This window comes from Banduia mediterranea (genome assembly GCF_031846245.1).
In the GTDB taxonomy this organism is placed as follows: domain Bacteria; phylum Pseudomonadota; class Gammaproteobacteria; order Nevskiales; family Nevskiaceae; genus Banduia; species Banduia mediterranea.
In genome coordinates this window covers 46,084-58,185 of sequence record NZ_JAVRIC010000025.1, presented here as the reverse complement: position 1 = coordinate 58,185, position 12,102 = coordinate 46,084, and the positions used below count along the sequence as shown (strand labels likewise).

The window sequence follows — 12,102 nt, the reverse complement described above, 5'->3', positions numbered from 1 at the left end:
ATTCGCCACCTCTAGAATCTCGGGACATTTCGTCGCCCTTGTTGCCTTCCCCTCCTGGCCCTTCTTGGTTGCCGCGGCGAGCACGCCATCGACCGCGTTGCAACAGGTCTTGCAAAAATCGATCACAGACCGAAGCCGCTCTCCTGCTGACTTGGCGCCATCGATCTTTTTTATGAAACGATGGAGATCCTTGCCTTCGACCTCCTCCAGGCTGGAGAACTTGCCGGCCATGCTTTGCGCCAGCTTATGTGTCTTGTTCTTCGACTTCTGATCGCCCGCGTGGATGGCAATGACAGACGCCTGGTTCTTCAGGTGGTCGTAGAACACGCTCAGCCGTTTTTTATTACTGAAATCGTTCAAATCAACAGAATACCGACGAACCCCATTGGGCAATGGCCCGGCAAGGGGGATCTTCTTGTCTTCTGCTAGAAGCGCCCGGGCCTGGCTCAGCCACTGCCCGAGTTCATCGGCCCCCGCCAGTTTCCACCTCCAAGGCGTCTTCAGTTCGCCGAGCAACTGGTAGTTAGGATAGACCGCCGTGTTCCAATCGATCGGTTGCTGGCCGAAGTCGAAGATGGCCTGCATGGGATCGCCGAGCAGCCGGCATGGGAGCAACTGTGCTAGGGCTTCTACCAACTTATGCTGCTGGTCGGAGCAATCTTGATACTCGTCGACGTAGACCCCAGCGTAGGAGCACTTGATCATGTGCTGCACGAACGGTCTGTTCAGTAGCGCGGCGCAGGCCTCATAGAGTTTTCCCCACTCCTTTCCTGAAGGGTGTTCCTTTTTCCACTTTGACGTCTTCGGGAAGTAAAGGCAGGTACGTAGCGCCCAGCTCGCGATGGTGTCGATTTGGTACTGCGCCGGCGGAATCCGCAGCAGCTGCATCTTCCGCTTGATTGCGTTCACGCCAGCGTAGGTATGGGTCAGCACCAACTGGCGACGGGAAGCCGCCTGCACGGCCCTCGCTATTAAATGAGTTTTTCCGTAGCCGGCAGGGGCAATTACGTATCCCTTGCCGTTAAAGTTCGCCAAGACTTTCGGCAGTTCGTCATCCATTGTCCACCCATGTGCGGAACTGCCCCAGCTTGGTCGCGAACTCCTTCTGCAGGAATGCGGCATCCGCGAACGCGGGGAAAATGGCCTGCGCCCATTGCTCGCCATACGCGATGTTCTTGAACCAATTGGACGATTTCGCTGCAGCGCCAATGGCTTTGCGCAGTTCGGCGGTGTCCTGCCATTTGCCGATGTCCTCATCGAACTGAATGTTCAATTTCGACCTGACTTGATCGTGGACCGGAAACCCAAGCTCCTTGGCAAGCTTAGCGCTTGCCACCACCTGCTCCCAAGGCAAGTCCACCATCGCCCGCTGCTCGATCGATAGCCTATCCGCCCACATCACGACGGCCATCTCCTTTCCGGTCAGATCAGCGGCATCTTTATCGGAGAACTGATCCTGGGCGTCACCATCGGCTAGAACCATGACATCGTAGTGCAGGGCCTTGAATCCCGTCGCAAGCCCTTTGACCTTACTCGCGCCATGCGCATCGAGCGGCACCACCCCCAGGTATGAGAACGGCAGCTTCCCTGCGGCCGCCCAAAGATCGTCCATGCCGCGCAGGAACCCCACTTCGGTTGCTCCTTCGCAGACGACCACCTTGCGGGACAAGAACGCTTCCGCGCTGGAACGGATATGGCCTTGGATATTCAGCCCTTCCAGTGCCTTGCCTGCGGCCGCAACCACGCGCACGCCAGCGTCTTCTTTGCGCAGCAGGTACAACTGTTCCACCGTCAACTCGCGCAGCACGGTAGGAGAATGTGTCGTAAGGAAATACTGCCCCTTCTGATCCTCGCGAATGTGCTTGATCAAGCGCGCGACCCGGTGCGGCTCCAGCCCGTACTCGACTTCATCGAACAGGGTGATGTGCTGATCTTCCAAGCCTTCCTGCTGGATACCGCACAGCAGCATGCGTTTCGAGCCGAGACCCAACTGCCGCAGGGGAATGTCGCCATCGTGCAAAGTCAGGCCACCGATCCGGATACTAATCGCGTTGAGGTCGAGGTGTGCCTTGTATTCGTGTCCGACCGGAACACCAAGCCCCTTCGCCACCTGCTCCGACTTGGCCGCCGCGGCATCGAACTTCTTCAGGACCAATGCTCGTTGGCTGTCGAGCGAGCTTCTTGCCGCACGCGTCGCCTCAACCAGCGATTCGTTCAGATTATCGGATTCGGTGATCTTCGCGAGGGCCGTTCCTGCAGCCCAAGTCAGCTGTTTCTCGCTGTACGTGCCGATTAAGCCAGCGCCGACTTTGGCGCGATCAGTCGCCTTGAAATCAACACCGTCGGGATTGCGTTCGGTAACGACCTTCCACTTCGGCTCCAGATCCTTTGCGACAGAGAGCCGAATGCTGAGAACGTGCTCGTCATCGTCATCGTCATCAGGCTCATCATTCAACTTGAACGCACCCTTGTTCCAGCCGCGCAGATGCGCCCCGTACTTCTGTTCCGCGCAGAACTCGGGCAACAAATCTCCAATCACGACCTCAATCTGGATTGAATCGTCAGTGTTGCACTGATAGAAATCGGAATCGTAGAACGCGTGATTCCACTGCGGGCTGAAGGCGCAGCGGATCGCTTCCAGCACCGTCGTTTTCGTAGAATCGCCCTTGCCGATCAGGCAGAAGGTCTTCTCGTTGGGGAGATCCCATTCGAGCCGGTTGATTCCCCTGAAGTTCTGGATTTTTAGTTTTCTGACCTTCATCGCATCCCCCGTGCGTGCCGCGCCATTAACGCGTTACCCCCTCAAGCCTAACGTGCGCAGCCCACCACTAACTGACCGTCATATTTGCTCAAACGCGTGGCTGCGTGTGTGTCAGCCAATCGCCAGCCGGACCGGCTTACCAACCCGGCTCAACATCTCCACCAGCGTGTCGATGGTGAACTTGGCGGTCTTCTTATTCACCACATCAGACACTCGTGGGCGTGACACCATCAGGATTTCCGCGGCCTCAGCCTGCTTCAGGTGATGCTGCGCAATCCATTCGGTCAACTCCGACATCAGTTGCTCCTTGAGTAGCCGCGTGTCGTTGATCTGCTGAAGCGAAGCGGCGTGCAACCGTGCAGCTTCCTCGGCCGGGAACCCCAGTTCGAGGAAGAGGTTCGCGTCCGGTTTCGTGACATGGCGAATTTCGGTGTCGATATTCATGGCCTACCTCTTCTTGCGTTGACCACGGCTCGATAGCGCGCCGTGGCGATGTCCTTGTCCCGCTTGCTGGTCGCTTGCGTCTTCTTCTGGAAGCAGTGCAGGACGTACACGGCTTCCTCGAACTTGGCGACGTACATCACCCGGAAGATGCCGCTAGCGTCGCGGATACGGATTTCCCGCGTCCCGGCACCCACGTCATCGAACGACCTCCAGTCCTCCGGTTCCAGACCCGCTTGGACCTTGCTCAGCTGGAAACCGGCATCCCGGCGCGGCTCGTCGGGGAATTTCACCAGATCGTCGTAGGCGGACCCTACCCAACGAATCTCTTTCTCATGCTGCATAGGACAGTCCCGTATAAAGTTTTATACCAGAATGCGCCGAGCGTAAAGGTGAACGCCGCTTCCTAAGACGTGGCCCGCTGCGCACCCGTGGTTGCCATGTGATCCTCGTTTTAGGACTCCCCCGATGCCAAGGTGGATGCCGGTACAACCATCCGGCAGGGCGGCGGGGGACTCCGCGGCCCCCGAAAGCGTCTTTCTGCTTCCTGCTCACACGGTGGCCTCCGCAGGGCGCCGCCCGCCTGTGATGGACTGGCGCCGATTCGCCACCAGTTCTGCCACCTTGCGTACTGGGTCGTCCTCGGTGTGGACGTAGCGCATGAACATCGCTACGGTCTTGTGCGCCGTCAGCGCCATACCAACCTTGACCGGAATACCCGAGTTGGCGATGTCCGTGGTCGAGCGGTGCCGAATGCCGTGCGTGCCGACGTGTGGCACGCCGGCCGCCTTGAGCGCGCGCTTCCAGCCGCCGTAATACTCGCCGTAGGTCATGTGCCTGGTCGGATCGTTGGGCGACGGCAGAGCGTAGGGGCAGCCCTCCCGCCGTGGCGCGGTCGAGAGCAAGCGATGGGCTTCCTCGCTCATGGGCTTGGAGATTCCGCCGGTCTTGCTGTCGGGCCAGACCACGCGCCGCTTCTCCAGATCAATCCACTCCCATTCGAGCGAGACAATCTCCGAACGGCGGGCGGCGAATTCGAATTGCAGGCGAATTGCCAGCGGGATGACGTAATTCTCCAGCCCCTGGGCCTCCAGATGCTCAAGGTGACGGAAGATGCGCACCATTTCCTCGTCGTTGATGAGCCGAGTTACCTTGCCGGCCGGGAACATCGGGACGTGACGGCACGGATTCGTGCCGTCCGGGCGGTAGCCCCACACTTCGGCCAGGTTGAACATCTTGCGCAGCACGCCGAAGGTTCGGTTCGCCTCGGCCGGCTTGTAGGCCAGCTTCTTCATCAGCGCCGCGATGTCCGGGCGCTTCACATCCTGCACCTTCATCCGTCCCAAAATGGGGGTGATGTTGCGGTTTATGACGCCCCAGTAGCCGCGCTGGGTGGTCGCCTTGTTGCGTTGCTTGGAATAGTCCTCCATGAAGGTGTGGCAATACTCCTTCATGGTCGGTGCCTTGCGGGCGGCGTTCTTGGCCGCGCTCGGATCGCCACCCCGGCGAACCTCAGCCAGCCACTCCTGCGCCATGACGCGGGCCTGCTCGACGGTCAGTTCCCCGTACTGGCCCAGGGCGGGCTTGCGGCGCTCGCCAGCGTTCGTGCGGTACTGGAGCATGAACACCTTTCGGCCGGCCGGGGTGATCTTGCACAGGAAGCCGGGAACCACCGTATCCCGCAGCTCGACTGCCTGCGCCTGGGGCTTTGCCGCATCGACAGCGGACTTGGTGAGCTTGATTCTTGCCATGATGACTCCTCGGAAACCCCGGTTTCCAAGAGCCACATGGGAGCCACGCGACCGGAAGCCGGGTCAAGTTTCGGAAAGCACCGGCATATGTTGAACTCGCCTAAGTGATTGATAAACCTGCTGTAGCAGGCTTAGGCATAGTCCAGAGAAGTGCCGAGCTGGAGTCATCGTGAAACAAAAAAAGCCCCGGAGCGGCGAGGCCGTCTCCGGGGCTGTGCATCTGGTTCGATCAGTCGAGGATCGCGCCCAGGTTCAGCAGCTCGGTTTCGCCGCTGTTGTCATCGACGCCGTCATTGTCGTTGACGATGTAGACCTTGCCGTCGAGCGTGACCGCGGAACCTTCGATCTTCTCGGGCACCGGGCCGCCGGCCGCGACGAGGTCGGGCATCAGGTCGCGAACCAGGGTCTTGCTGATAATGCTGTCGGCGGCGAGGCCGGTCACGTCGATGCTGTACAGGCGCTTGATCGCGGCATCCGGCCCGCCCTGATTATCACGCTCCACGATGAGGAAGCGACCATCGCCGAGCGAGCTGATGTCGGACAGGCCGACCCATCCGCCGAACTGCGATTCCACCGCGTCCAGTTCGTAGTAAAGGAACGACCAGGTTTGCGCGACGGTGTCGTAGACGCCGAGGCGGACATTGTCGTCACCGGCCCAGACGCGCTGGAAGGCGACATAGACCGAACCGTTGTATTCGGCGACGCCCTCGAAGCCGAAGCGGATCTGCTTGGCGTTGACCTCGTCCGGCAGCGTGATGACCTGCTCGATCACGCCGCTGGCGTCGGTCTTGAACAGGAAATTGAGGCTGTTGACGGGCTGGCCGTCGTCACCGATCGTGCCGGCACCTTCGGACGCGACCCAGAAGCCGCCGTCACTGGCCACCGCGATGCCTTCCGGATCGATGTTGACGGTCTTGTCGTCATTGATCAGGGCGGCAAGGTCGGCCTCATCGAACACCGAGATGCGTGTTGCATCGTCATCGTCGACCGAGGCATCGGCCAGAGCCACGGTGTCGATGGCGGCAAAGACGTCGCCAGCGTCGCGGATCGGGGTTTCCGTGCTCAGACGTGCCGGGACGGTGCTGACATCCAGCGTAAAGATGCGGTTCCGGGCGTAGTAGCTGTCCTCGATGGCGTAGAGCGTGTTTGCGTTCAGCGGGTCTGCCGCCAGGCCCGACATGGCGCTCCAGGCAATCGGAGTTCCGTCTTCGCGGTCGGCCGAGGCGATCGTCGGGTAGGCCGGATACGAGACCTCGTAGCGGTAGATGTTGAGCACCGAACGGAACTTGTCGTCGCGCGAGTCTTCTTCGCTGGCTGCGATCAACAAATTGCGCGACGGGATGGCGAGCACGCCCTCAGGGCCGAGGCCTGCCGGTAGCACCTGCTTGTAGACCGGATTGACCGGGTCCGCGACGTCATAGACGAAGATCACGCTGGACCGCTCGGACGCCACGAACAGGAAGTTGTTGTTGCCGTAACGCCCGAACTCGGCGTTCTCCGGTTCGTTGCCCTTGTTCTCGGAACGCGCATCCGGATAGTGGCCGATGCGCGCCACGATGTGGTCCAGCGCATTGCCGGCCTCGAACACGACCTCGCCTACGGTATTGAACACCGTGAAGCCGCGGCTGCCGCCGTCAAGATCGCCTTCGTCGGCGGTGACGAACAGCTCGTTGCTGATCCAGGTGACGCCGTCCGGTTCGCGCGGGATCGCGGACAGGGACTCGGTCTGCGAGATCAGCGCGGGCTCTTCCTCGGTTGCGTCGATCTGGTCGAGGTCCACCGTGCCGGCGCTGAAATCATTGACGATGCTGCCGTTGCTGAGATCGACCAGCACGATGTGGTTGTTTTCCTGCAGCGTTACAACCGCGATGTTGTGCTCGTTGATGTCGACGTATTCCGGTTCCGGATCGGCGGCATAGAGGTCGGCGATGTCCACCATCGAGACCGTGCGCGTGGTCCACCCGGCCGGTGAACCGGGGAGATCCACGATCACCAGGCTGCCCGCAGGAAGCTGCGGCGGTACGCCGTCGCCGAGATCTTCGTCACGCTCGTTTTCGATCACCACGGCGGCGTAGGCTCCGTCCGGGCTGACGGCAACGGAGTCCGGTTGGCCGCCGACGTCGATCGAACGCAGGATCGTCTGCGTGGCGATGTCGACCACGTCAAGTTGGCCGGAAACGTTCACGAAATCGGCTGCAGTGTTCACGCCAACCAGAGCATAGGGTCCGAGTACGGCCACCGAGGTCGGTTCACCGGCGAGGTCCAGCGTGCCGATCGCCAACGGCGCTTCGGGATTGCTGATGTCGACGAAGCCGATGCGGTCACCCGGGCTGTCGGAATAGATCAGGGTGCGACCGTCGGTGCTGGCGGCCACGATTTCGGCGGCTGTGCCGTCGTCGCTGTCGCAGCTCGCATCGTCCTGCAGGCAGACCGGCAGCACAGCGATGCGGTTGAAATTCAGGTCGGCGCCGGCGACGCAGACGTAGGACGTGTCCATGACTTCGGCGTCGTCGAGCTCACCATCGTCGTCGCTGTCCAGTCCGGAATCGATGCGTGTGCCGCCGCTCGGGCAATTGGCATTGCCGGAGGACAGTGCGGTCTGGCGGATCAGGCTATCCAGGCCGTCGTTGCCACTGGAGCCGGGTGTTCCCGGAGCACCGGGCGTCCCGTTCGAACCATCGTCGCCGTCACAGGCGGCGAGCAAAGCAGATAGCGAAACGAATACGGCGCCGAGCAGCGCCATCCTGGAATGCGGCATTTTCTGGATTCCCCCAATTGGCCGAAGTCAGCTTCGGGCGGCATACGCTCGAAGCGAGGCCGGGGATTGTTGCGGCTGTTTGTTACGGTTGGGCGACATGTGCCGGGATGCTCGGGCCTGCCGTTCACGACGAGACGTGAATTTCCCCTGCGAATCGAGCGGCGTCGATCCGATCGAGACGGGTGAGTGCCTGCGCCAGCCGCGCACTGGTTATTTGTTGACCAATCCGGAAGCCTTTGACTGAAATCCGGATAACGATGTGGTCAAGAAGAGTCCATGTCTCGGTTTGGCGGGCACGGTGAACCCGACGCCATCGCGCGCGGAAGGTGTGGACGGGGGCTACATGACCCATCGCAGCAATTGATCGGCGGTGAGGACCAGCACGCCGAACATCAGGTGGGTCATCACCTTGGCGGGGCCCCGCACGTTGACGCGTGCGGCACCGAAGTCATCCTTGAGACGCGCATTGACGCGCTCGACGGTGCTGCGTTCTTTGTAGCGCCGGGCTTCGTGGCCCATGCCTTGGCTGTGCGCGCGCAGGATCGGGCTGCAGCAGGCGGCATCCATCAGGTCGTAGGGGTGGGTCACGTGCTGCGCACTCATCGTCGCCAACGGGATCGCCCGCTGCGAGTCGTGGACGCTGGCCGAGGGGAGCACCGCTGAAATCGGATCATGCCGTCGGCCACGTCCAGGTGCAGCTTAATGACGATGGAATTGCGTCAGGCCTTCGCGCAGGGCAGTATTCATTGAGCGGGTGTGCTGTGACTTTGACACTCCCATCATGCCTTCAATGGCAACACCCGCGCTTCTGTTTTTCGCCGAAATCGCCGGTGAGAAAATCAGCCTCGTTCGGGAATTTCGCAATCGGCGACCACCCGGGAGAAGGCTTTTTGGGTGCTGCCGCGATCCATCACCGCCACGGCTGGCCCAGCCCTGCTCGTAGAAAAACTGCATTCCGCAGCGCTCGATCTTGACCAGACTCCGCGACCGCGCGTCGATCAGCCAGGCGAAATAGGCATTGAAATCCTCCGTCTTCAGCCGATCCGGACAGCGATCGAAATACGCCGACACCCGGCGGACCGCACGGGCGTAGCTGTCGATCGTCGCCGCGGCTTTGCCTTGCAGCTTCAGCGCTCTAGGATGCTGAGCGTCCAGGGCGTCGAAACGGCCTTTTTCGCATGAACCCATTGCATTTCTCCTGTCGTGGTCCACATCCGGACGTGGGGGTGGTGGAGAAGTTTTCGGTTTCGGTTCCCTCTGCCTGCAACCATTCGGCAGACGACGCTGCTTCCTGCCGCGTAGCGGCTTCGTTCAACAATTGATTTCAGGGGCGCACCGCTTCCATGTTCGTCCCATTCCTACAGCTCGAAAAGCATCGGTTTCCCGCCAAGAACCCTGATTGATCCGGGCTCGGACGCTGTGCGTGGCGACTGTCCTGCCACATCCTTGGATTCACGCAGCATCCTGGCCCTGCGCGAGCGATCGCGAGATGCTCAACCTGCTGTAACAGCCATGTCATGGCTTCCCAATAGGATTCGCGCCGCGCCGCCAGCTGGCGGTATTCGGTCAGCGCCGCAGGGCCAGGGGAGCCAGAGATGCATCGAATTCTTGCCGCTGTCGTGGCGGCCGTCCTTTTCGTGCACGCGGGTTTCGCGGTCGCCCAGTCGGATGCTTCGGTGTTGTCGGGGCGTGTGCTCGACCAGTCCGCGTCGCTTGGATTCGAAGGTGCGCGCGTGTCGATTCCGGCACTGAATCGCGAAGTCGCCACGGCGCGTGACGGTCGATATCGGTTTCTGGAACTGCCGCCCGGTCACTATGCGGTGCGCGTCGAATATCTCGGGGCTGATTCGCAAACCCAGGAGGTCGACCTGATTGCCGGAGCCAGCGCGTCGCTGGACTTCAGGCTCGGTGCGAACGTGGCCCTGCTCGAGAATGTGCTGGTGATCGGCCAGGCTGCGGGCCAGGCGGCCGCGCTGAATCAGGAGTTCGCCGCCGACAACATCAAGAACGTGATTTCGGCGGACGCGATCGGCCAGTTCCCGGACCAGAACGCCGCGGAATCGCTGCAACGTGTATCCGGCCTTTCGCTGGCGCGCGATCAGGGCGAGGGGCGCTTCGTGGTGATCCGCGGCATCGATCCTTCGCTGAACACCACCACCATCAACGGTCAGCGCGTACCGGCGCCGGAGGACGATTCGCGACAGGTGAATCTGGACGTGATCTCTTCGGACCTGCTGGAAGGCATCGAGGTGACCAAGAGCGTCACGCCGGACATGGACGGCGATTCGGTGGGCGGCAACGTGGAACTCCGAAGCGCGACGGCCTTCGATCGCGGCAACAGCCTCAACCTGCGCGCGGAGGGTAGCTACAACGATCTGCGCGAGGACTGGAGCCCCAAGCTCGCGCTCAGCGGTACGCGCCTGATCTCCGAACAGTTCGGCGTCGCGGCCGCGCTGAGCTGGTTCAGCCGCGATTTCGGCTCCGACAACGTGGAAACCTCCGACGGTTTCGATGATCTGGAGACCGAAGACGGCGAGGAGTTCCTGGGTCTGCCCGAGGTCGAGCAGCGCGACTACACGATCACGCGCGAGCGCCTGTCGGCGGCGCTGAACTTCGACTGGCGTCCGGATTACGACACCGATGTCTACTGGCGCACGCTGTACAGCGATTTCGAGGATGACGAAGTCCAGCTGACCAATGTCTACAAGTTCGATGAAGGCAGTGTCGTCGCGTTCGACGATGACGGCGCCAGCTTCGAGGGCGCCGAGGTCGAGAAGCAGACGGAAACGCGGATCGAGACCCAGGACATCCTGACCACGACGCTCGGTGCCGAGCACCGCCTGGCAAGCGGCTTCACGCTCGACTACTCGGCCGGCTATGCGGTCGCCAGCGAGGAAAACACGGACGACTACGGCGCCACCTTCGTGGGTGAGGGGCTGGATGTCGGCTACGACCTGTCCGATCGCAGAAAGCCCCGGCTGTTCGCCAACGCGGCCTATGACGATCCGGCGGGCTTCGAACTGGACGAGGCGGTGGAGGCTTATTCCAAGGTCGAGGAAAAGGAGCGCACGCTGGCGCTGAACCTGCGTCGCGACGACACCCTGTTCTCGATCCCCGGCTATTGGAAGATCGGCGCCAAGCTGCGCGCGCGCAGCAAGTCCGCCAATTCCGACGAAACGGTTTATGACGGCTTCGGCGAGGATTACAGGTTGGCCGATTTCACGCCTTACGACGTGGACTATCCGCTCGGCATCTGGGGGCCCGCCACCAACCGCGATTCGCTGCGCAGCTTCCTCGATGCCAATCGCAGCGTGCTCGAAATCGACGCGGACGACAGCGACATCTCCAGCCGCGGCGAAGACTACGAACTGGACGAGGATGTCTATGCCGGCTACGCCATGCTCAACCTGGATTTCGGCAAGCTGCGCCTGATCGCCGGCCTGCGTGTGGAGCAGACCGAATTCGATGCGCAGGGCGTCCAGGTGCTGATCGACGAGGAAGGTGGCGACGGCGATCCGACGTTTGCCGATCTGCACGCCGACAAGTCGTACACCGACGTGCTGCCGGGCCTGCACCTGCGCTACGCGCTGTCGGACAAGACCGTGCTGCGCGCGGCCTATACCGAATCGCTGTCGCGCCCCAGTTTCTTCGCGGCGGCGCCGCGCGCCGAGATCAATATCGAGGAAGACGACGGCGAGTTCGAGCGCGAAGCCGAACTCGGCAATCCGGAGCTCGACCCGCTGCGGTCCAGCAACTTCGACCTGGCCTGGGAGTATTACCCCGGAAAGATCAGCGTGTTGTCCGCCGGCGTGTTCTATAAGCACATTCGTGACTTCTTCGTGCTCTCCGACATCGCTGGGCAGGGTGGCCTATATGCGGACTTCGATGAGGCGCTGATCACCCAAAATGGCGATACGGCGGAGCTGTACGGCCTGGAACTCAACTATGTGCAGCAACTGGCGATGCTGCGCTCACCGTTCGATGGACTGCTGTTCTCGGCCAATGCGACGTTCACCGACAGCGAGGCCAGCCTGCCGATGCGCGATGACAAGGTGTCGCTGCCCTTGCAATCGGACCTGATCGGCAATGTCTCGCTGGGCTATGAGAAATACGGACTGTCGCTGCGCCTGTCCGCCGCGTATCAGAGCGAGTACTTCGAGGAAATCAACGAGCTGGACGATCCCGGTTACGATCGCTACACCGACGAACATCTGCAGATCGACTTCACCGGCAGCTATCGTTTCGACGACCACTATCAGGTCTACTTCAACGCGATCAACCTCAACGACGAGCCGTACTACGCCTATTTCCGCCGCGCGCGTTACGCCGCGCAGTACGAGGAGTACGGGCCCACGTATGAACTCGGCATCAAGGCCAACTTCTGATCCGAT

Annotated in this window: 8 protein-coding genes and 1 pseudogene; 1 reads left to right on the top strand and 8 read right to left on the bottom strand. The window is 61.4% G+C overall.

Annotation, left to right across the window (positions count from 1 at the left end; all coding sequences use genetic code 11):
• The 8 genes and pseudogenes from RM530_RS15380 to RM530_RS15345 all read right to left on the bottom strand — a co-directional run.
• Positions 1–1,059, bottom strand: a 1,059-nt coding sequence (locus RM530_RS15380) for a UvrD-helicase domain-containing protein (protein WP_311366142.1), incomplete at its 3' end; no start/stop codon positions are given.
• Complete coding sequence (locus RM530_RS15375; protein ID WP_311366141.1) at positions 1,052–2,761, bottom strand: ATP-dependent nuclease; 1,710 nt, start codon at positions 2,759–2,761, stop codon at positions 1,052–1,054. The genes RM530_RS15380 and RM530_RS15375, both read right to left, overlap by 8 nt.
• A gap of 111 nt (positions 2,762–2,872) precedes the next feature.
• Entirely contained in the window at positions 2,873–3,205 is a 333-nt protein-coding gene (locus RM530_RS15370) for a helix-turn-helix domain-containing protein (RefSeq protein WP_311366140.1), read from the bottom strand.
• Positions 3,202–3,546, bottom strand: a complete 345-nt coding sequence (locus RM530_RS15365; RefSeq protein ID WP_059225968.1) for a type II toxin-antitoxin system RelE/ParE family toxin — start codon at positions 3,544–3,546, stop codon at positions 3,202–3,204. Before RM530_RS15365 ends, RM530_RS15370 begins: the two co-directional genes overlap by 4 nt.
• A 207-nt stretch (positions 3,547–3,753) precedes the next feature.
• Positions 3,754–4,953: a tyrosine-type recombinase/integrase gene (locus tag RM530_RS15360; RefSeq protein ID WP_311366139.1), complete on the bottom strand. Its 1,200-nt coding sequence runs from the start codon at positions 4,951–4,953 to the stop codon at positions 3,754–3,756.
• A 229-nt stretch (positions 4,954–5,182) separates the two neighbouring features.
• Positions 5,183–7,711, bottom strand: a complete 2,529-nt coding sequence (locus RM530_RS15355; protein ID WP_311366138.1) for an esterase-like activity of phytase family protein — start codon at positions 7,709–7,711, stop codon at positions 5,183–5,185.
• A gap of 339 nt (positions 7,712–8,050) precedes the next feature.
• Positions 8,051–8,412 (bottom strand): annotated as a pseudogene (locus RM530_RS15350) (transposase); the annotation flags it as partial.
• Positions 8,411–8,899, bottom strand: coding sequence for a phage integrase N-terminal SAM-like domain-containing protein (locus tag RM530_RS15345; protein ID WP_311366137.1), 489 nt, complete (start codon positions 8,897–8,899; stop codon positions 8,411–8,413). The gene RM530_RS15345 and the pseudogene RM530_RS15350, both read right to left, overlap by 2 nt.
• Positions 8,900–9,306: 407 nt before the next feature.
• Between RM530_RS15345 and RM530_RS15340 the strand changes: the two genes are divergently transcribed.
• A complete protein-coding gene (locus RM530_RS15340; RefSeq protein WP_311366136.1) occupies positions 9,307–12,096 on the top strand; it encodes a TonB-dependent receptor in 2,790 nt (929 codons plus the stop codon).
• The last annotated feature ends 6 nt before the right edge of the window (positions 12,097–12,102 follow it).